We start from the raw sequence: 20,463 nt of genomic DNA, 5'->3' as shown, positions 1-20,463 counted from the left end.
CTACCGGCCCCGCTCCTCGCGCAGAATCCGCGCCAGCGCGGCGAAGCGCGGGTGGCCGGCCAGATCCTCCACGGCCAGGCTCAGCCGGCGGCGCCAGTTCGGGTGCTCGTCCACCGTGCCCGGCACGTTGGCCTGATCGATCTCGTTCAGCGCGTCCTCAAGCTGCAACAGCAGGATCAGGCTGGGGGTACGGGCGATATAGCGGTGAATCGCCTCGATCAGCGGTTCGGACAGAGCGCCGCCCGAGCCGTCGTCCTCCACCGGACAGCCGGCGGCGGCCAACGTCGCCAGGATACGCCCGCGATCACGCACCCGCTCGTCCCGCTCGCGGTCGAAGGTGGCATCGTCGGGGAACAGGTGCAGCGCGTTCTTGACCTCAAGGTCGTGCCCGGTCCAGTAGCCGCGCAACGTCGGCAGGTCGTGCGTGCCCACCGCCACGGCGGCCTTGGCCGGATAGTCCGGCGGCGCCTTCAGCGATTGGTCCAGGTGGCGCTCGAAATAGAACAGCCGGTAGGACAGGATGTTCTCGGCCGCCATGCGCTCGCGGAAGCCGTCCGGCACCGTCCCCAGGTCCTCGCCGATCACGACGCACCGCTGACGATGGCTTTCCAGCGCCAGCACGGCCAGCATCTCGTCGAAGGGATAGGTCACATAGCCGCCGTCGCGCGCCGGGGTGTCGTGGGGAATCCAGAACATGCGCATCAGGCCCAGCACATGGTCGATGCGCAGCGCCCCGGCGTGACGCATACCGGCGCGCACCACCTCGACGAAGGTATCGTAGGCCCGCGCCCGCAGCCGCACTGGGTTGAGCGGCGGGAAACCCCAGTTCTGCCCCTTCAGGTTCATCGGATCGGGCGGCGCGCCCACGGCGACGCCATCCACCACGAGGTCGCGGTTCATCCAGATGTCGGCGCCGGTCGAATCGGCCCCGAGCGCAAGGTCGTGGTAGAGCCCCACCGTCATGCCGACGTCACGCGCGGTCGCGGCGCACAGCCCCAATTGCCGGTCGGCCTCGAACTGAAGGTATTCATGGAACACCACCCGGCGGGCGTTCTCCTCGGCGAATTGCGTCACCTCGGGGTTGTCGGGATGTCGATACGCCGCCGGCCAGTCGTCCGAGGATTGGCCCAGGTGGGCAAAGGTCTCGGCCAGCGCTTCATGGATGGCGAACAGCCGCAACGGCCGCCCACGCTCCGCCCGGAAAGCCTCGAACGCCTGATCGCGGAGGGTCGCCCGTCCCAGATGCTGGTCGGCGAAGACCTCGAACAGCGCCTCCAGCAGCGGTCCCTTGACGCCGTGAACGCCCTCGTGGTCGATCAACGCGTCCCCGGCCAGCGCATCCAGCCGTGCCCGGAGATCGGGATCAGCCAAGCGCGCCGCAAGGGCGGCATCGTCGGCGACCTCCGGCACCTCCGGGATGTGAATGTAGAGCGGATTGAGGAACAGGCGGCTGCTGGGAGAATACGGACTGGCGTGACGCGGCCGGGTCGGAAACAGCGCGTGCAGCGGGTTGATGCCGACCACGCCGGCGCCCTCGCGCCCTCCCAGGTCCAGAAGCCGCCGAAGGTCGGCGAAGTCACCCATGCCCCAGTCGTCCCGCCCGCGCAGAGCGTACACCTGCACCGACGGCCCCCAGACGCGGTGCCCGGCCTCCAGCGCCGGCGGCAGATAGCAGCGCAAGGGCGCGACGATGACCATCACGCGCACCGCCTCGCCGTCGCCGAGCGACAGATCCAACCCGTGGTAGCCCCAGGGCACGGTCACCGGCAGCGTCAGGGAGAGACGGCGGAACCGCCGCCCCGCGATGTCCGCATCCCCCAGAACGGTCGCTCCCCCGTCGTCGAGCGAAACGCCCCCCTCCGGAGCCGCCCCTTCGCGGCCCTCCAGCCGTAGCGTCCACGACAGCCCCCCGGGCGCCGCATCCTCGGGCACCGAAACCACCACCGGCAGCCCGTCCAGCCCCTCGGCCTCTGCCCGCAGCACCAGACAGCGCGGCGCCAGACGCAGCCATGTCTCGGCCTCCAGGTCGCCCAGCGCCGTGCCAGCCCGCGCCTCGTCGGCGGCGTCCATGCCCATGCCGGCCAGGAACGCGCGCTTGGTCGAGGCCGGCACGACCGCGTGCACCCCGAACGCATCCCAGTATTCCTGAGACACCCCGGCGCGCGACGCCAGGGCCTCCAGGTGCGCGTGTTCCTCACTCATTCGGAGTCCCTTTCCGTCCCAAGGGGGAGGCAGCATCCGTCAGACCCGGATCGGCCGCCCGGTCATCACAGTAAGCCGTATCCGTGTTCATTGCCGCGGCACCGATCAGCGCACCGCCCGCCGGACCCCTCATACGGGTTCCGGTTCAATCGTTCCCACCTGTAGGACGGCTGGCCGAACGACAGCCGCCACCAAGCAGAGGGGCGGCGGGGGCCGCTCGGTCACCCGCCCTACCCTTGATCGTCGATATTTCGACCCAATCATCCCGTTTCCTTATGACTCCGCCGCATCGTCACCCAGCACCAGACGGCTGACCCCGCGGATCGGGATCCGCGCCCACGCCGGCCGGTTCGCGGTTTCGTACCCGATCTCATAGAACGCCTTTTCCAGCGTGAACAGCGTCAGCAGGGCGTTGAACTGGTCGGGATCGACGGGCACCGAGCGGCAATCGCCGATAGCCTCGCGGTAGCCGTCCAGGAAGGTTTCGACCACCTCGCCCTCCCAGGACTCGACCACCGGACCCAGGGTCTCGAAGACATCCGCCTGCACCACCCGGCGGTCGAACAGGGCCGCCCAGGCGGCGTAGTTGAACGACCGCACCATGCCGGCCACATCCTTCAACGGCATGTGCTTCAGGCGCCGCTGATTGACCGCGCGGGCGGGCTCGCCCTCGAAATCGAGAATGAAGACGTCGTCCTTGGCGACCACCACCTGACCCAGATGCAGGTCCCCGTGGAAACGGGTCTTCATCAGATCGACGCCCTCGGGCAGGGCGGATTCGATCAGACCATCGACGCGGTTCCAGTTGGCCAGCAGATCGTCAACGACCGCGCGGGTTTCCTCGTCCAGCGAGTCGCGGGCACGCTGCAGCGAACGGCGGGCCTTGCCGGCCTCCTCCTTGACCTGATCCAGCCATAGGCGCCGGTCATCCGGGTCCACCGGCGCCGGCTGGAAGGCGGGGTCGTCGGTCTCGATCGCCAGCGCTTGGTGCAGTTCAGCGACACGCCGCCCCATGGTGCCGACCAAGCCCAGGAACAGGGAGTGGCTCGCCTCGTCGGTCTCCTCCTCGGCCACGCCGGCCTGAACCCGCAACGCGGAGTCTTCCAGGTATCGGCCAAGGTAGTCCTGGGTATAGGCCCAGCCGTCGCCCTGATTGCGCACGAAGCCCTGCAATACGGCCAGCGCCGTCGGCGCGCCCTCGGCGTCGGTCAACTCAATGGAGCCCAGCAGCGGCGGCGTGTTGGCATAGCCGGCCACATCGGTCAGGAAGCGGCCGACCTCCAGTTCGGGATGAACGCCCTCGCTCAGCCGGCGATAGACCTTCAGCACCATGCGATCACCGATCATCATGGAGGTGTTGGACTGCTCACGGCCCAGCCGTTGAATCTCGTCGGCGGGCACCACGGGTTCGTCACCGAGCAGACGCGTCGGGCGGAAGGCGACACTGCCGCCCTCGGCGGTGCCGATCCGCCGGTCCTCCCGCATCGCCTGGATCACGGCGGCGGTGAAGCGGGATTCGGCCAGCGCGTCGTGCAACACACCGACCCGATGCACGCGTCGGGCGCGCGCAACGGTATAGGGCAGGAGGTCGAACGCCGGATCGGTGTCGGTCTCCCAGGTCACGGCCAGCGGCAACAGGTAGCGCTGATGCTCGCCGTCGTTCAGACCGGCATCGACCAGGGTCATCAGGAACGAGGTCCCGCCGTCCTCCAGCGAGGCCTGATCGCTGATGGCCACGGTGGCCAGCCCCTGTTCCTTGCCGGCGAACCAGCGCTGATTGGGCAGGAACGACGGCAGGCTTTCGTCCAGCAGCGCGGCGCCGGTGGCGCCGGTGAACAGGCTGTCCCAGCCCTGCGGCATGACGAGCGTCCTCAATTCCGGCAGCGGATGCACGTACGATTCGTGCCAGTTGGGCGCCTCGGCCTCGTCGGTCAACAGGAACCAATAAAATCCGTAGGCGGGCAGCGTGATGAAATAGGGCAACTCGCCGATGGGGGGGAAGGCGCTGCGGCCCAGCAGTTCCACGGGCACCCGACCCTCGAAATCCGACAGGTCCAGTTCCACCGGCTGCGAGGCGCGCGACAGGTTGGCGAGGCACAGGATGTCCTCGCCCTCGAACCGGCGCAGATAGGCCAGGATCTTCCGGTTGCCCGGATACAGGAACTCCAACGTCCCGCGCCCGAACGACTGATGGCGCTTGCGGGTGTTGATGAGCCGGCGCATCCAGTTCAGCAGGGAATGCGGGCTGCGCGCCTGGGCCTCGACGTTGACCGCGCCGAAGCCGTAGACCGGGTCCATGATCGCCGGCAGGAACAGGTTGGCCGGATCGGCCCGGGAGAACCCGCCGTTGCGGTCCGGCGACCACTGCATGGGCGTGCGCACGCCGTCGCGGTCGCCCAGGAAGATATTGTCGCCCATGCCGATCTCGTCACCGTAGTAGACGATGGGCGTGCCCGGCAGGCTCATCAGCAGGCTGTTGAGCAGTTCGATCTTGCGCCGGTCGTTGTTCAGCAGCGGCGCCAGCCGGCGGCGGATGCCGACGTTGATCCGCGCCCGTTTGTCGGCGGCATAGGTGCTGTAGAGGTAGTCGCGTTCCCGGTCGCTGACCATCTCCAGCGTCAGTTCATCATGATTGCGCAGGAAGATGGCCCACTGGCAATTCTCCGGAATCGCTGGAGTCTGGCGCATGATGTCAGTGATCGGGTGGCGGTCCTCCTGGGCCACGGCCATGTAGATGCGCGGCATCACCGGGAAGTGGAAGGCCATGTGGCATTCGTCGCCGTCGCCGAAGTAGGGGCGCACGTCCTCCGGCCACTGGTTGGCCTCGCCGAGCAGCATGCGACCCTCGAAGTGCTCGTCGAGCCACGCGCGCAGGCGCCGGATGACATCGTGGGTTTCCGGCAGGTTCTCGTTGTTGGTGCCCTCGCGCTCGACGAGATACGGAATGGCGTCCAGCCGCAGCCCGTCCACCCCCGTATCCAGCCAGAACTTCATGACCCGGGCGACGGCGTCGAACACGCGCGGATTGTCGAAATTCAGGTCCGGCTGATGGCTGAAGAAGCGGTGCCAATAATAGGACTGTGCCACCGGATCCCAGGCCCAGTTCGACGTCTCGGTATCGGTGAAGATGATCCGCGTGCCCTGGTACTTCTGGTCGGTGTCGGACCAGACGTAGTAGTTCCGATAGTTGCTGCCCGGCTTGGCCCGGCGGGCGCGCTGGAACCACGGGTGCTGATCCGAGGTGTGGTTGATGACCAGTTCGGTGATGACCTTCAGGCCGCGCGCGTGCGCTTCCTTCACAAAGCGGCGGAAATCCTGCATGGAGCCATACGACTCGTTGACCGCCTTGTACTCGGCGATGTCATACCCGTCGTCACGCAGCGGCGACGGATAGAACGGCAGCAGCCAGACCGCCGTCACCCCCAGTTCGGTCAGATAATCCAGCTTCTCGGTCAGACCCCGGAAATCACCGATGCCGTTGCCGTCGCTGTCGGCGAAGGCCTTGACGTGAAGCTGATAGATGATGGCGTCCTTGTACCAAAGGGGATCACTGGTCATGCACGGCCCTCTTGCGGTCCATGGTCAGGGGGAAGGCGGGGACGGAGCGGGAACGGAATACGACTGCACCGGCCGAACGGTCCGGATCGATCGATCCGGACCCGACACGACCATACCTTTACCACCGGTCACGAAGACCGGCTAGAGACTGGGGTTGCGATAGTCCACCGCGCGCCACGGCACGACCCGGAACACGGCGGCCGGATTGGTCTGCGGATTCAGATAGTAATGGTGCCACTCCCCCGTCCAGAGGTGGCGGTCGCCGGTCAGCAGATCCTCGACCTCAAAGGCCTGATCCGGCTCCAGTCCCATCTCGGCCAGCGGGAAGCGCATCCAGACATGCCGTCCGTCGAACGGGTTGGTCGTACAGAGCACGAAGACCATGTTGTCCCGCTCGGCCGTCATCTTGCCGTAAAACAGCACATCGTCGCTGTCGCACTCGTAAAACCGCAGAGCCTCGAACCGCCGTAAGGCCGGGTTGTCCTGGCGGATGTGATTGAGCTTGGCGATCAGGTCCTTGATGTGGCCGGGACGATCCCAGTCCCAGACCTTGAACTCGTACTTCTCGCTGTTGTTGTACTCTTCCTTGCCCGGGACGGCGTCGTTTTCGCACAGCTCGAAGCCGTTGTAGATGCCGTACACCCCGGCCAGCGTCGCCGCCAGCACGGCGCGGATCATGAAGGCGGGCCGCCCACCGCGTTGCAGGAACTCGGGCAGGATATCCGGCGTATTGGCAAAGAAATTCGGCCTCATGTACTCGACGCACTCGGCCTGCGTCAGCTCCGTGAGGTATTCCTGAAGTTCATGTTTGCGGTTTCGCCATGTGAAGTAACTGTAGGATTGGGTATACCCCACCTTGGCCAGCATTTTCATCATGGGTGGGCGTGTGAAAGCCTCCGCCAAAAACTGCACATAGGGATGTTCGTCCTTGGTGGTGCGGATCACCCATTCCCAGAACGGCACCGGCTTGGTGTGCGGGTTGTCGACGCGGAAGATGGTGACCCCGTGCCCGATCCAGAACTCGAACACCTGCCGCAGTTCCTCCCACAACTCGTACTGATGCGGGCCGAAGAACTCGACGTTGACGATGTCCTGATACTTCTTGGGCGGGTTTTCCGCGTACTTGATGGTACCGTCCGGGCGGAACTTGAACCACTCCGGATGCTCGGTGATCCAGGGGTGATCCGGCGAGCATTGGATGGCGATGTCCAGCGCCACTTCCATGCCCATGTGGTTGGCGGAGCGCACCAGCCGCTCGAAATCCTCAAGGGTGCCCAGTTCCGGATGGATCGCCATGTGGCCGCCCTCCGGCGCACCGATGGCGTAGGGGCTGCCCGGTTCGTGCGGCCCGGCCACAAGACTGTTGTTCTTGCCCTTGCGGTGCGTGGTGCCGATGGGATGGATGGGCACGAAGTACAGCACGTCGAAGCCCATTGCCCGCACCTCGGGCAGGCGCCGGATGCAGTCCTCGAACGTCCCCCAGCGGCCCGGCTCCGTCCCCTGCGAGCGCGGGAACATTTCGTACCACGCCGCGAACGCGGCACGCTCCGGATCGACCACCAACGGCAGCACCAGATCATACCGCACCGCCTGCGTCCGGTCGGGCCAGCGCGCCATGACGCCCTGCAACTCGGGGGACATCAGCAACGTGGTCTGGGCCGCCGCCGCCGGATCGGCGTCGAAGCCCTTCAACACCGTCTTCAGGTAGGTGGCATCGTCCCCTTTGGCCCGCGCCTGCGCCGCCTCGACCAGGGCACGGCCCTCGACGAGTTCCAGCGAGACCTCCTGGCCGGCGTCCACTTTCTTGCCGGTGTCGCTCCGCCACGAGGTCCACTCGTCGCGCCACGCCTCGATGGTGTAGTCCCAGCGGCCGATATCCGGCAGCGGCGCCGAGCCCTCCCACAACGCCAGACCGTGGTTCACCGACGCCATCGGGTATTCCTGCCAGTCCGTCTCCCCGGCCCGGCGCAACAGCAGCGCGGCCGACAGCGCCCCGTGACCCTCTGCGAAGATCGCGGCCCCAACGGTCAGGGTGTCGCCCTCGCACCGCTTCACGGCGAAGCGACCGTGGTCGATTTCCGGAGTGACCCGTTCAATGACGATGGGGCGGCTGGACAGGGTGGACAGGTCGATGGCGGGGCCCTTGTCGGCACCGCCCGCGGCTCGCTTGCTCATGGCGACTCCCTGGGGTCATGAACGAAAACGCGGATCTCGCCGGGATCCAGCCGGACCGTCGCGCCGGGATCAAGGCGACCCTTGGCGCGGCCCGGTGTCAGTTCCGCCAGCGGCGCGGCGCCGACGCCGAAGTCCGCCTGGCGAATGTGGTTGACCGCCACCGTGCGCACCCCCTCAAGATCCCTGTTGACGAGGACAACGGACAGGTCCGGGTCATGCTCGGCCGCGCGCACCAGCATGAGAACATGCGGATCGCAGTCGATGGCCCGTTGCGGCCCCTCCCAGTTCAGCACCCGCGCGCGGCGTTTCATGTCGTTGGTCGCCGCGATATAGGCGGTGAGGTCGAAGGCCGGCTCCTCCCAGTCCTCTGGACGTGTGCTGACCACGTCCGGCTTGCGGGCGAATCCGTACTCGAAGCCCATTGGCATCATCGTGCCGCTGGAGAAGACCGACGCGAACAGCCACGCCCGGCGGTAGGCGTCCATCACCCGCTCCATCGGCCAGTCCGCCGGCAGGTCGGCGCGCAGGCGCGGGGTGTCGTGGCTTTCCGGGAAGGCAATGGAGGGGGCAAGCGAGCGGAAGGCGGTGTACTGCTTCAGCAACCAATCCTTGCGGAAATCCCACCACTTGGAACTGTTGAACAGGTAGTCGAAGCCGGCCGGGCGCAGCCCCTCGATTTCCGGCAAGCGACAGCCCAGGGTCTCCGCCGCGAACAGCGCCGACGGGTTGATCGAGCGGGCGGCCGCGATCAACTCGGCCCAGGCCTCGGCCGGCACCTTGTAGGCCGCGTCGCAGCGGAAGCCGTCGAAGCCCAACGCGGTGTAGTGACGCACGATGGCGGCGAATTGGGCCACCAGGGCCTCGCGCGCCGGACGCGGCGCGTAGTCCAGTTCGGCCAGATCGCCCCACACGGTCTTGTTGTCCGCGTTGGCCGGGTCGATGGCAAAGGGCGACTGGACGGCGCCGTCCTCATCGCGAACGTACCAGTCCGGGTGGTCGTCGACCCAGGGCGAGTCCTTCGCCGTGTGGTTGACCACCAGATCGAGCATGACTTTCAGGCCCTGTTCGTGGGCCGCGTCCAGGAAAGCGCGGATCTGATCGTCGGCCGGGCGCCCGGAGCCGTCATCCAGCGCCGGATGCAGCGCGAAAAAGTCCTTCACCGCGTACAGGCTGCCAGAAAACCCCGGATAATGGATCGGGTTCACATAGATCCAGTCGAACCGCATCGCCTTGATGTGGTCGAGGCGGTCCTCCCACCGGGCGATGGGACCGGCCAGAGTCGGAAACAGGTTGTAGATGCGGGGCGCGGGATCGGCGACGGGCTGAAGCAGCATGAGACCGACTTTTCGATGGGGTGGCGGATCAAGGGCATCAAGCGGATCGGGAACGGCCGGCGGCCCCTGCCCCGGGAAGCGAAGGTGGTCGAGGTTCGGATGGGGCGATATGACCGGCGGCATGGCGATCTCAAGGACAGTCCCGACGAGAGTCCCGACTGGCCGCCCCGGGGTAGGCCGTTGCGGGCCAAAGCCCTCGCATCGCGGACAGGTGCGGCACCCTATCACGCCCGCCGGCCCGTCGCGAAGCCCGGAAAGCGCCCGCCCGCCCGACATTTTCATGACCGCCGCCGGCCCCCGTCGCGCCGACGGTCAACGGGCAGACAGACTGTGGCCGTAGTGCCGCGCCCCGGCACGCTGTCCAGATCCAGGCTGCCGCCCATGGCCGCCGCCAGCGTCTTGACGATGGTCAGGCCGACGCCCGGCGCGGGCGTCTCCAGCATCCCGGACCCGGCACCCGCATGACCGCGATCCAGAATGGCCCGGACATGGTCGCCCGCCAAACCGCCGCCGCTGTCGCTGACGCGGAAGGCCACCCGGTCGCGATCCAGCCGCGCGGAGACCGAAACACGCCCCCCCGACCTGGTGAAGGCGATGGCGCTGGCCAGCAGGCTGCGCAGGATGTGCCGCATGGCGCGGGCGTCCACCCACACCCGGTGCTCGGCGAGCAGAGGATCGGACTCCTCCATCACCAGGGCCACGCCGGCCTTTTCGGCCTCGGGCAGAACTTGACGCAGGGCTTGCGCGCAGACCTCGTCGGGCACCAGCGCGGTGACGGTCTCGCGGCGGGACGGGTCGCCCTGATGGGCCACGTCCAGCACCACCGTTAGAACCTCTTCCAATTGGCGGCCGGCGCGCTGGATGCTCTCCAGGTGCTCGCGCTGCCGGGCGGTCACGTCGCCGACCATGCCCAGGGACAGCGCCTCGGCATAGCCGAGCATGGTGTTCAGCGGCGTGCGGACCTGATGGCTCATGTTGACGAGGAAGCGATCCTTGGCGGCGTTGGCCTGCTCGGCCCGGGCACGGGCGCGGTTCAGTTCGACCTCGTGGGAAACATCGTGCATGACCCCAAGGATCCCGATCACCGCGCCGGCGCGGTCCCGCAGCAGGCCCTTGACGAAGCGGGCGCGACCGCGCGCCCCGCTGGCGTAGCGGATGTCGGCCTCGTAGGTCTGCGCCCCCCCGTCCAGCAGCAGCGCCCGGTCTCGCGATTCATGCACCTCGGCAATCCACGTCCCCATGAAGGCCGCGGTGCGCCGGCCGATCACCGCGTCACGCTCGCGGCCGAGCACCACCTCGGCGAACTGCGCATTGCAAGCCCGATAGACCAGATCGGTGTCCTTGATGAACACCGGATCGGCGATGGCCTCCAGAACCATATCGGAAGGCCAATCCCCTGAACCGGCGCCGCCCCGGCCGGCCTCGCCGCCCCCCGCCGTCGTGGTGCCCGCAACCTCCATGAGGATGTGCCTCCCCCCTCGAAAGCCTCCAGGGACAGTATAAGGGGATCGACAAAAGAAGGCATGGGAATTGTTGAAATACGCGCCACACGTGCAATATTCCACGCCCCGTCCCAAAAACGCCAACCGCCCCACCATCGGACGACGGCGGGGCGGTTGTGAACGTGGGATCTGGGGCGGTCGCAGCTACCGCCGCGTTCCGGCCTCTTCCAGTTCCGGCTCCTCGCCGGTGGCGCAGGGCTTCATGGCCCGTTCCATTTCGTGCTCGGACAATTGCTGGTCGTTGCCGCTGCCGCAGCCGCCCATGGCCGACAGCATGGCGTGCTCGCTCATCTGCTCGTCGCCGCCGCCGCAGGCCATGACCTTTTGGCTGGCGGCCTGCTGGTTCTGGCTGCGGTCGAGCGGCTGCCCGGCCTCCTTGTAGGCGCGGATGCCGGCGTCGATCTCGTCCTGCTTGCGCTTGGAGGCCGACTTCCAGTCCGCCGTCGCCACCTCGTCCGGGGTCTGTTCCAGCTTGCGCGAGCGGTCGAAGGCAAACTTGACCTTCTTGATGGTGTGCGGACCCCAGTACCCCACCTTGCCCAGGTTGTAGAACTGGCGCTTGAAGGCGCTGAGCATATACGCCTTCAGGCAGCCCTGCAGGTACTTGCGGCGCGTCTTGTCGCCCGGCACCCAGGGATAGCTGAACAGCGCCTTCTTGGAATAGAAGCGCCGGTAGCAGGACATGACCGCGTCGAGCAGTTCGCCGCGCTCCATGGCCTTGGGCTTCATGATCGGGGTCACGAAGTTGTACTGCGAGAAGTCATGAACCTCCACCTGATCGCCCATCTCGCGGTACAGGTCAGAGAACGGCCACGGCGTGAACATGGACCAGTTGGCCATGTCCGGGTTCCAGTCCATGCACAGTGCGAACGTTTCCTCGATGGTCTCGACCGTCTCGTTCTCCAGGCCGACGATGAACTGGGCTTCGGTGACGATGCCGTTCTCGCGCAGCAGGTCGATGGCCCGCTTGTTGTCGGCGACCGTGGTTTCCTTGTGGAACAGATCGAGGTTGAGCTGGGCCGCCGCCTCGGTGCCGAGCGAGATGTGCACCAGTCCGGCGGAGCGGTAGAACGGCAGCAGGTCCTCGTCGCGCAGCACGTCGGTCACGCGGGTGTTGATGCCCCACAGGACGTCCAGCTTACGGGCCTTGAGTTCCTCGCAGAAGGCGATGAAGGCCTTCTTGTTGATGGTCGGTTCCTCGTCGGCGAGGATGAAGAAGCCGACCTTGTGCTCTTTCACCAGGGTCTCGATCTCGTCGACAACCTTCTTCGGGTCGCGCACCCGGTAGTCGCGCCAGAACTTCCACTGCGAGCAGAAGGAGCACGTGAACGGGCAACCGCGCGCCATGTTCGGCGTCGCCACGCGCGTCCCGGTCGGGATATAGATGTACTTCTTCCAGTCCAGCACGCCCCAGTCGGCGACAATGTCGTCGGCGTCGCGGATCGGCGCCTCGGCCTGGGTGGCGATCACCTTCTCGCCCTCGCCGTAGGCGATGCCCTTGACCTGCCCGCGCGCGTCCGGCCACTGACCCTGGTCGACGGCGCGCACCAGGTTCAGGAACACTTCCTCGCCCTCGCCGCGCACGATGGCGTCGATCCACGGCGCCTCGCGCAGCACCTGCTGGTACATGAAGGTGCCGTGGATGCCGCCCAGCACGGTGACCGCGTGCGGGAACATTTCGCGGGCGATTTCCAGCACCCGCTCGGCCTTGTAGATGGCCGGCGTGTTGGCGGTGGTGCCGACGATGTCCGGCTGCTCCTTGGCCAGTTCGGCACGAAGCTGGTCTTCCGTCATGTCGTCGGTCATCGCATCGATGAACCGGATGTCGGTGTAGCCGCCCTTGGCCTTCAGGTATCCGGCCAGATACGCCACCCAGGCCGGCGACCAGGCCCCGGCGACCTCCGCGCCACCGGAGTGATAGTTGGGCTGGACCAGAACGATCCGCATGAGCGGCCTCCTCAGAAACGGGAACGAAACGCCGATGACGATAAACGGGCACGACAAAGCGCGCGACAGGCCGGCGCCCGTCGCGCGCTTTGTCGGTCAAAACTGGGTGCGGTTCGCCAATCTCCCGCGACCAACCGGATAAGTCCTTGAGATTGTGTCATTCCTAGTCACGCAGTATCGAACCTCGCCGCCGCCGAGTCAACCGCGCTGTCAGATCAAGGCACGCGGTGTCAGGCGGCGCCACCGTTGCCCCCGCCGGCCGGCGGCGTCCCTGCGGCCTGCTTGGCCTGCTGCGCCGCCTGTACGCGCTGACGGAACAGAGCAACGAAGTCGATCGGCTGCAGAACGATGGGCGGAAATCCGCCATCCCGGGTCATGTCGGCCAGAATGTTGCGCGCGAACGGGAACATGTGGCGCGGTGCCTCGACCAGAAGCAGGGGATAGCGATGGTCCTCGGAGGCATTGACGGTCACGGCCGCGCCGTAATCCAGTTCGGCGATGAAGGCGACCTTCTCGCCCAGTTTACCCTCGGCGCCCAGCTTGAGGCGCACCTCGTACAGCCCGCGCCCCTCGTCGATGGGATGCGCCTGTACGTCGACATTCACCGAGATTTCGGGGGCGGAGCGCATTTCCATGTAGATGCCCGGAGCATGCGGCGCCTCGAAGGACACGTCGCGCGCGTACTGAAAGTTGATGACCAGGGGCGGCTGTTCCTGGCCACCACCGGCGGCATTGGTCGGTTCGCTCATTGATGCGGTCTCCCAGGGGACGGATCAGGATGGGCCGCCGGGACGCCGCAGCGATCTCAGCGGCCGGCACTTGGCGTGGCGGTGGCGTAGCACGAACCAGCGACGCCTGACAACCGAGCGGCGGGCGCGCGCGCGGCGCCCGCCTCAGCGATTCCCGTCAGAGTCGGCTGGAGGGGCGGCGGGCGGCGCCGGGGCCTCGTCATCGCCCTGGCCGTTCGCTTCAAGCCCGCTCCAGCGCGTCGGGCGGGCCGGCCCCACTTCCTCGAACTCGCCGTCGATCACGGGCCCGGCTCCGCCGCCCGTCGGCCGCGCCGGGCCCGGGCCCGGGCCCGCCGGGCCAGAACCCTCCGGACCCCGGCCGCCTCCGGCGGTATAAACATGCAGATGGCCGGACTTCTTCAGCCGCTCCAGCACGACCCCCCGGAACGGCGGCAGCAGCAGCAGGAAGCCGAGCGTATCGGTCACGAAACCGGGCGTCAGCAGCAGCACGCCCCCCACCAGCAGGCAGGCACCGTCAAACACCTCGCGCACCGGCACCTCGCCCCGGTCGAGACTGGCCCGCGCCCGGCCGAGCGTGGACAGCCCCTGGGCGCGCAGCAACAGCGTGCCGGCGATGGCCGTCAGCACCACGAGAACCAACGTGGCCCCGAGGCCAATAAAACCGCCGACCTGGATGAAGACCGCGATCTCCAGAATGGGAACACCGATGAACGCGAACAGAAGAAGGAAGGGCATCTTCAGGGCCTTTCGTCTTGGCCTTGGCTGGAGCATCGAGTCGCCACCGCGCGACACGAAACGGGGTCGGATCCGAACAGGTTCGGAAAACGCCTTGCCCGCGCGCGCCCTCGCCCTTATCTACCGGTCAGACCGGGCTCCGGGGGAAATGGGACCCGCGACGGCCCGGAGGAGACCCCCGATGACACATGGCGGGTTGATCGGCGCCGCCGGCTCCCGCAGACTGTGGACTCGGGCCGTCGGCGCGGCGGGTCCGGCCTCGTGTTTAGCCCAACGAAGCGGCCAAGGTCCAGGGGACGGCCGACGTTGGGATGCTGGCACCACGGACGGGGCCGGAGTGCTGGGTCTGTTTCCGCGCCGCTGCGCGCACATCACGGTTCGGACGCGGCCCACCGCGCCGGGCCAAACGGCGAGTTTCGACTGACCATGGGCGACGGCTTCCAGTTCATCGACATCATCTTCTTCGCCATGATCGCGGCCTTTCTTGTGCTGCGGCTGCGTAGCGTGTTGGGCAAGCGCACGGGGAACGAAAAACCCAGGCGCACGCCCTTCGACGGCCAAACCACCGAGCGCGGCACGCACGATGACAACGTCATCGACCTACCCGGACGCCGCCGCGCGGGCGACGGCGACGAGATCGGCACGCCTCCCCACGCCGCCGGCCGCCGCTTTGCCGCCCCCGGCCTTGACGACGTGGTCGCCGCCGACCCCGGCTTCGATCCCGACGCCTTCCTGCAGGGCGCGCGCGGTGCGTTCGAGATGATCGTCACCGCCTTCGCCAAGGGGGAGAAGGAGACGCTCCGGCCCTTGCTGTCCGATGAGGTCTACAAGGGATTCGCCAACGCCATCGACGAACGCGACTCGGCCGGCGAGGTCATGGAAACCGAACTGTTGAGCATCAAGAGCGTGTCGGTCACGGAAGCCGCCCTTGAGGATCGGATCGCCAACGTCACCGTCGAGTTCGTCTCCGATCAGGTGAACGTCATCCGCGACCGCGACGGCAAGGTTGTCGACGGGGACCCGGACCGCATCGCCAAGGTCACCGACATCTGGACCTTTGCCCGTGACACCGCCTCGAGTGATCCGAACTGGGCCCTGGTGGCGACGCGCACTCCCGATGACGATTAACTAGGCCGCGCCCATGGTGGACCGGCGCCGTGCCGCCTTGCAGTGGGTCCGACGTCGCCTAAGGCGCCGCGCCCGGCGCTTCGTCGTCTCCCTGGAAAGCGGCCTGAGGGCTTGGGAAGCCAGACCCGCCCGCGTCCGACGCCGCGTCACCGTGGCCGCCGGCTTCGGGGTTGTGGCCGTGCTGGGGGGGCTCGCGGTCTCCTGCGCGCCACGCGTCGCCGAACCGCCGCCTCGGGCCATCTATACACCCGCCTCCCTGACCGCCCTGCCCGGCTGGACCCTCGACCGCGTGAACGAGATCCGTCCGGCCCTCGCCCAAACGTGCGAGCGGCTGGCCACCCAGCCGCCCAGCCGTACGCTGGCAACGCGGGGGCCGGCCACGCTCCACACCCTGGCCGGAACCGTGGCCGAGTGGCAGGTTGCCTGCCGCCGGCTCGCCACCGTGCCGGAGGGCGACACCGAAGCCTTCCGGGCCGCGATCCAACGCCAGTTCCGCGCCTACGCCATCACCAGCAGCGACGCCTCGGCGCGCGGCCTGTTCACCGGCTATTACGAGGCCCATATCCACGCCGCCCGCGCGCGGGGCGGCCGCTACCGGGTCCCCGTCTATGGCCTCCCAGACGATCTGGTCATGGCCAACGGTCAGGGCACCCAGGCCGGCGGCGGCCCTTACCACACCCGCGCCGCCATCGAGGACGGCGCCCTGGAAGGCAAGGCGCCGGTGCTGTTCTGGGCCGATGATCCCAGCGACCTGCACATCCTGCACATCCAGGGATCGGGGCAGGTCACCCTTCCAGACGGAAGCCGCACCCGCATCGGCTATGCCGCCAACAACGGACAGCCTTTTGTCGGCATCGGCAAACTGGTGCGCGAACGCGGCCTGACGGACGGGCGTTCCATGCCAGCGATCCGCGCGTGGTTGCGCGCCAACCCCGAGCAAGGCCAAGCGCTGATGCGGGAGAATCCGCGCTACATCTTCTTCCGCGAGATTACCGGCGCCGGTCCCATCGGCGCCCTTGGCGTGCCGCTCACGCCGTTGCGCAGTCTGGCCGTGGACCCGACGGTCATCCCCCTGGGCGCCCTGGTCTGGCTGGACACCACCGATCCCGACGGCCGGCCGTTGCGGCGCCTGATGGCGGCCCAGGATACCGGCTCAGCCATCCAGGGCATCAACAGGGGGGACGTGTTCTGGGGCGCGGGCGAAACGGCGTTTCGTCAGGCCGGCCGCATGGCCAACCCGGGTCGGACGTGGCTGCTGGTCCCGCGCGGGGCAGACCTCGACCCGCTGATGATGTAGGTGTTGCCGGATTGCGACGCGCCGCGTGTGCAGTTGCCTGAACGCCGCACCCGGTTTTGCCGCGACCGTCGATTGCGGGTACCATGCCGTCCAGGTCATGAACGCCGTCGCCGGGGCCCCCGCCCCCGGGGCCTCGCGGGAGATCCCCGACTTTGAAGACCCTGCTCCTGACCCTGGCGCTCCTGCTGATCGTGGTGGTGGCCACGGTGCTCGTGGTGCCGTCGTTCATCGACTGGAATCCCTACCGGCAGCAGATCGCCGCCCGCATCGAGGCCGCCACGGGGCGCGCGGTGGCGATCGACGGCGCCCTCTCGATGCAGGTGCTGCCGTCGCCCACGCTGTCGGTAGAGGGTGTGCGGCTGGCCAACATCGACGGCGGCGGCACGCTCGATATGGCTCGCATCGGCGCCCTGAAAGTGGCGGTGGATCTGGCCCCGCTTCTTCAGGGTGAACTGCGGGTGCGCTCGGTGCGGGTCATTGATCCCGTGGTGCTGCTGGAACGGCTGGAGGACGGCCGCGCCAACTGGGTGTTCGACACCGGAGCAACGGGCCACACGGGCAGCGGCGTGACGCTGCCCGTGCCGGGCCATGCCCCGCCCCACACGTCGGAGCCGACCGACAATGGCGTCGGCCTGACCGTGCGACTGGACAGCGTGCGGGTCGAGAATGGCCTGATCGTCTTCCGCGACGCGACGCGCGGCTGGGATCTCCGCGTCAAGGCGCCGGCCCTGACCCTGTCCGCGACCAGCCTGCGCGGTCCCTTTCGGGTTCAGGGAGACGCGCGGCTGTGGCATCGGCCGGTGGCGCTCGATATCGCGCTCGGCGAACTGCGCGACGGGCGGCGGGTGCCGCTGGACGCCAATCTCCTATTTCCTGACACCGGCGACACCGTCGCGATCACCGGCACGGTGCGCGACGTCCGGCGCGAACCCGCGTTTCAGGGCCGGGTCGAGGCGACATCCGCGAGCCTCGCCCAGTCGACGAAGGCCCTGACGGCGCCCCCTGCCCTCGCCCGCCTCACCATGCCGGCGTCGCTGCGGGCCGATGTGTCGACCACGCTCCAGGAGGTCACCGTCTCCAGCCTAGACCTGAGCCTGGGCCCGGCGGAAGCCCGGGGTGACGCGCGCCTTTCCCTTGCCTCCGGGGCCGCGCCCACCGTTGACGCCGATCTGCGCCTGCGACCGCTGGACCTGGACGCCTGGATCGCCGGCCTCGCGCCACCGGCCAACACTTCAGAGGCCTGGACGTTTGCCGTTCCCCAGGGGCTGAGCGCCGCGCTCGACCTGTCGGCGGACGCCCTGACGTGGCACGGTGAACCGGTGCGCCGGGTCCATCTTGCCGCGCGTCTGGAGGATGGGCGGGTGCGCCTCGATACGGCCCGCGCCGCCATGCCCGGGGTCTCGGAGATCAGCGTGACCGGAGAGGTCGAGGCCCGCGACGGGCACCCCCATGCGACCGGCATGATCGAGGCCCGCTCCGGCAACCTGCGCGAGGTTCTGGCATGGCTCCGCGTGCCCGTCGGCGCCATCCCGCCGGATCGGCTGCGGGCGTTCACGCTGACGGCCGCGTTGGACGGCAGCCCGGGGACCCTGAGCGCCCGAGACATCGACATGACGCTTGATACCACGCGGGCCACCGGCGCCGTCGTGCTGCGCCCCGGGCCGCGTCCGGGCATCGGTCTCAACGTCAGTCTCGACTCCCTGAACCTAGACGCCTACAGACCGCGCGGCGCCGACACCCCGTTGCCGTTCAGCCTTCTCGGCAGCGTGCTGAGCGGCCTGGATGCCAACGTCCGCTTCGCCGTGGGGCAATTGACCGTCGATGACCTGCCGGTCCGGGACATCCTGCTTCAGGGCGCGTTGGTGCGCGGACGGCTGTCGCTGGACCGGGCGCAGGTGGGCGATGTCGCGGGGATTCAGGTGACGGCCACAGGCGCGCTCGCAGACCTTGACGGCCTGCCGCGCGCGGAGCAGGTCACGATCACGGCGGAGACGGCCAATCCCGCCCGCTCGGCACGCCTGCTTCGGGTTGATCCGCCGCCCGCGCTGCGCCGCCTTGGCGCCGTCACCCAGGCCCTGACCCTGGACGGCACCCCGGAAGCGCTGGACATCACCACGGCCACCCGCGCCCAGGGCGGCAGCCTCGATACCAACGGACGCCTGACCGGCCTGCTCGGTCCCGACCCCCGGTTCGACATCGCGGTCGATCTGCGCCATCCCGATGCCGGCCGCCTGGTGCGGCTGATAGGGCCGGAGCGGGCGCCAAACACCGTGTCACCGGGCGCCGTCTCGCTGACCGCCCAGGCGCGCGGCGACCAGACTGCGGTCGAGGTGAACGACCTGGACCTGCGCGTGGGCGACAGCACGCTGACCGGACAGGGCCGCCTGACGCTGGACGGAGAGCGGCCTCACCTGACGGCGGCGCTTTCGACCCCCGCCCTGACGGTAGCGGCGCTGCCGCCGCCGACAGTGCTCGACGGGCTGGACGCCGATGTCGCCCTGCGGGCCGAGACCCTCGACCTCGGCGGACACACGGTGACGAAAGTCGACATGACGGCCCATCTGGCCGACGGGGTGTTGCGGATTGATCCGCTGACAGGCGAGGTGCACGGTGGCCAAGTCGAGGGCACCGTGACCGTGGTCGCCGGATCGCCCCCCACCTACGACCTGAGCCTGTCCGCGCGCGACATCAGCGTGGCGCGCCTGCTCGGGCAGGACGCGGAGGACAGCGCCGACGGCACCGCCGCCCTTGAGATCGAGATCGGCGGCGCGGGAGAGACCGCACCAGCCCTGCTGGCCGACCTGACCGGAAAGGGCCACCTGAGCCTGACGGGGCTCGACGGCGCGGCCGCAGAAGGGTTGGACAGCCCGCTGGCCGCACTGCTGGAGCCGATTGCGGCCCTGAACGATCTGGCGTCCTCGGTGCTGGGTGATCTGTCCCGCGAGCAACGCCTCACCGACCTGGACAGCGATTTCGTCCTCAGCGCCGGAACCCTCGGGGTCGATCCGCTGCGCGTGACGTCGCCGCTGTACGAGGCCAGCTTCGCCGGCACGGTCAACCTGACGGACCATACCGTCGAGGCATCGGGCACGGCGGCCATCCTCGACGAGCGCTTGAGGGACGGGTTGAATCGGGTCATCCGCCTGCCGGAGCGGATTCCCGTCTCCGTCAGCGGCCCCCTGGGGGCGCCGGACGTCACCGTCCGGACCGCCCCCAGACCGGCCAACCCCAGACCGGCCAACCCCAGACCGGCCGCCCCCCAGCCAAGCCCGGACCCACAGCCACCGGCCCGCGAGACCCCCGACAGCATCGTCGAGGATCTGCTGCGCGACCTCACCCGATAGCGTTTTCGCGCCATCGGTCTCGGCCGCCGGGTTGATTCAGCAGTCGAACCGCCCCCAGCGCCGTTCCAGAACCTCGCGCGCACAACTGACCAGAAACGACAGTTCCCGTCCCCCCAGGGTATCGGCGTCCAGCTCGACCTGACGCAACCGCGTCCAGGCGGCCTGGGCCATCGTCCGTTTCACGTCGTCATTGGCATGGCGGGCAACGTCGTCGACCTGCTCCACATCAAGATCATCGATCGGCATCATGGGAACCGGTGGGCGCATGGTGGCAATCCATCAAAAATCGGAGGGGTTTGCGTGCTGACAGCAATGGTACAGCCCCATCATGCGACTCGCGCCCCCCAATTGGGGGGACAGCCCCGACCAAGGCCAAAAAAGCTTCGCCGCGCTTCAAGCAGAACGTTCAATGACGTGCCCGGACCGCAACGAAAGAGATCTCTTTCATGTTGCATGCGCCGACATCTCCCATAAAAAGCGCAGGCATCGGCG

General features: G+C 68.1%; 12 protein-coding genes. 3 read left to right on the top strand and 9 right to left on the bottom strand.

What is annotated here, in order from left to right:
* The 8 genes from malQ to BLS85_RS19290 form a co-directional block, all read right to left on the bottom strand.
* Positions 1-2,202 carry a 4-alpha-glucanotransferase gene (malQ, locus tag BLS85_RS08155; protein WP_092785019.1) on the bottom strand — a complete coding sequence of 734 codons (2,202 nt, stop codon included), beginning with the start codon at positions 2,200-2,202 and terminating at the stop codon, positions 1-3.
* Positions 2,203-2,475: 273 nt separating this feature from the next.
* Entirely contained in the window at positions 2,476-5,760 is a 3,285-nt protein-coding gene (gene treS / locus BLS85_RS08150) for a maltose alpha-D-glucosyltransferase (RefSeq protein WP_092785017.1), read from the bottom strand.
* A 141-nt stretch (positions 5,761-5,901) separates the two neighbouring features.
* Positions 5,902-7,935 carry an alpha-1,4-glucan--maltose-1-phosphate maltosyltransferase gene (locus tag BLS85_RS08145; RefSeq protein ID WP_092785014.1) on the bottom strand — a complete coding sequence of 678 codons (2,034 nt, stop codon included), beginning with the start codon at positions 7,933-7,935 and terminating at the stop codon, positions 5,902-5,904.
* Positions 7,932-9,392 (bottom strand): alpha-amylase family glycosyl hydrolase, encoded by a 1,461-nt coding sequence (locus tag BLS85_RS08140; RefSeq protein ID WP_176793513.1) that lies wholly within the window; start codon positions 9,390-9,392, stop codon positions 7,932-7,934. The genes BLS85_RS08145 and BLS85_RS08140 overlap by 4 nt, the downstream gene beginning before the upstream one ends.
* Positions 9,393-9,547: 155 nt before the next feature.
* Positions 9,548-10,729 carry a sensor histidine kinase gene (locus BLS85_RS08135; RefSeq protein ID WP_176793511.1) on the bottom strand — a complete coding sequence of 394 codons (1,182 nt, stop codon included), beginning with the start codon at positions 10,727-10,729 and terminating at the stop codon, positions 9,548-9,550.
* A gap of 186 nt (positions 10,730-10,915) precedes the next feature.
* On the bottom strand, positions 10,916-12,718 hold the full coding sequence (bchE, locus tag BLS85_RS08130) for a magnesium-protoporphyrin IX monomethyl ester anaerobic oxidative cyclase (RefSeq protein ID WP_092785006.1): 1,803 nt from the start codon (positions 12,716-12,718) through the stop codon (positions 10,916-10,918).
* Positions 12,719-12,948: 230 nt separating this feature from the next.
* Positions 12,949-13,467 carry a protein-export chaperone SecB gene (gene secB / locus BLS85_RS08125; RefSeq protein ID WP_092785003.1) on the bottom strand — a complete coding sequence of 173 codons (519 nt, stop codon included), beginning with the start codon at positions 13,465-13,467 and terminating at the stop codon, positions 12,949-12,951.
* A gap of 144 nt (positions 13,468-13,611) precedes the next feature.
* Complete coding sequence (locus tag BLS85_RS19290) at positions 13,612-14,202, bottom strand: FxsA family protein (protein WP_092785001.1); 591 nt, start codon at positions 14,200-14,202, stop codon at positions 13,612-13,614.
* 426 nt (positions 14,203-14,628) lie between these two features.
* Between BLS85_RS19290 and BLS85_RS08115 the strand changes: the two genes are divergently transcribed.
* From BLS85_RS08115 to BLS85_RS08105, 3 genes are all read left to right on the top strand, one after another.
* Entirely contained in the window at positions 14,629-15,330 is a 702-nt protein-coding gene (locus BLS85_RS08115) for a Tim44/TimA family putative adaptor protein (RefSeq protein WP_092784998.1), read from the top strand.
* 13 nt (positions 15,331-15,343) lie between these two features.
* Positions 15,344-16,627, top strand: a complete 1,284-nt coding sequence (gene mltA / locus BLS85_RS08110; protein WP_092784995.1) for a murein transglycosylase A — start codon at positions 15,344-15,346, stop codon at positions 16,625-16,627.
* 152 nt (positions 16,628-16,779) lie between these two features.
* A complete protein-coding gene (locus BLS85_RS08105; RefSeq protein WP_092784992.1) occupies positions 16,780-19,971 on the top strand; it encodes an AsmA family protein in 3,192 nt (1,063 codons plus the stop codon).
* A gap of 36 nt (positions 19,972-20,007) precedes the next feature.
* Here the strand turns inward: BLS85_RS08105 and BLS85_RS08100 are convergent, their stop codons facing one another.
* Positions 20,008-20,238, bottom strand: coding sequence for a hypothetical protein (locus tag BLS85_RS08100; RefSeq protein ID WP_092784989.1), 231 nt, complete (start codon positions 20,236-20,238; stop codon positions 20,008-20,010).
* Positions 20,239-20,463: the final 225 nt, after the last annotated feature.

Origin of the sequence: Rhodospira trueperi (assembly GCF_900101965.1) — a bacterium.
In the GTDB taxonomy this organism is placed as follows: domain Bacteria; phylum Pseudomonadota; class Alphaproteobacteria; order Rhodospirillales; family Rhodospirillaceae; genus Rhodospira; species Rhodospira trueperi.
The sequence above is the reverse complement of the archived record's forward strand: the minus strand, read 5'-3'. Positions and strand labels throughout refer to the sequence as shown.

What these genes read in the sequence shown, in the direction of transcription:
- mltA (WP_092784995.1), top strand. Translation starts at nt 15,344, where the DNA reads ATGGTGGACCGGCGCCGTGCCGCCTTGCAGTGGGTCCGACGTCGCCTA.
- BLS85_RS19290 (WP_092785001.1), bottom strand. Translation starts at nt 14,202, where the DNA reads ATGCCCTTCCTTCTTCTGTTCGCGTTCATCGGTGTTCCCATTCTGGAG.
- treS (WP_092785017.1), bottom strand. Translation starts at nt 5,760, where the DNA reads ATGACCAGTGATCCCCTTTGGTACAAGGACGCCATCATCTATCAGCTT.
- secB (WP_092785003.1), bottom strand. Translation starts at nt 13,467, where the DNA reads ATGAGCGAACCGACCAATGCCGCCGGTGGTGGCCAGGAACAGCCGCCC.
- bchE (WP_092785006.1), bottom strand. Translation starts at nt 12,718, where the DNA reads ATGCGGATCGTTCTGGTCCAGCCCAACTATCACTCCGGTGGCGCGGAG.
- BLS85_RS08115 (WP_092784998.1), top strand. Translation starts at nt 14,629, where the DNA reads ATGGGCGACGGCTTCCAGTTCATCGACATCATCTTCTTCGCCATGATC.
- BLS85_RS08100 (WP_092784989.1), bottom strand. Translation starts at nt 20,238, where the DNA reads ATGCGCCCACCGGTTCCCATGATGCCGATCGATGATCTTGATGTGGAG.
- BLS85_RS08135 (WP_176793511.1), bottom strand. Translation starts at nt 10,729, where the DNA reads ATGGAGGTTGCGGGCACCACGACGGCGGGGGGCGGCGAGGCCGGCCGG.
- BLS85_RS08145 (WP_092785014.1), bottom strand. Translation starts at nt 7,935, where the DNA reads ATGAGCAAGCGAGCCGCGGGCGGTGCCGACAAGGGCCCCGCCATCGAC.
- malQ (WP_092785019.1), bottom strand. Translation starts at nt 2,202, where the DNA reads ATGAGTGAGGAACACGCGCACCTGGAGGCCCTGGCGTCGCGCGCCGGG.
- BLS85_RS08140 (WP_176793513.1), bottom strand. Translation starts at nt 9,392, where the DNA reads ATGCCGCCGGTCATATCGCCCCATCCGAACCTCGACCACCTTCGCTTC.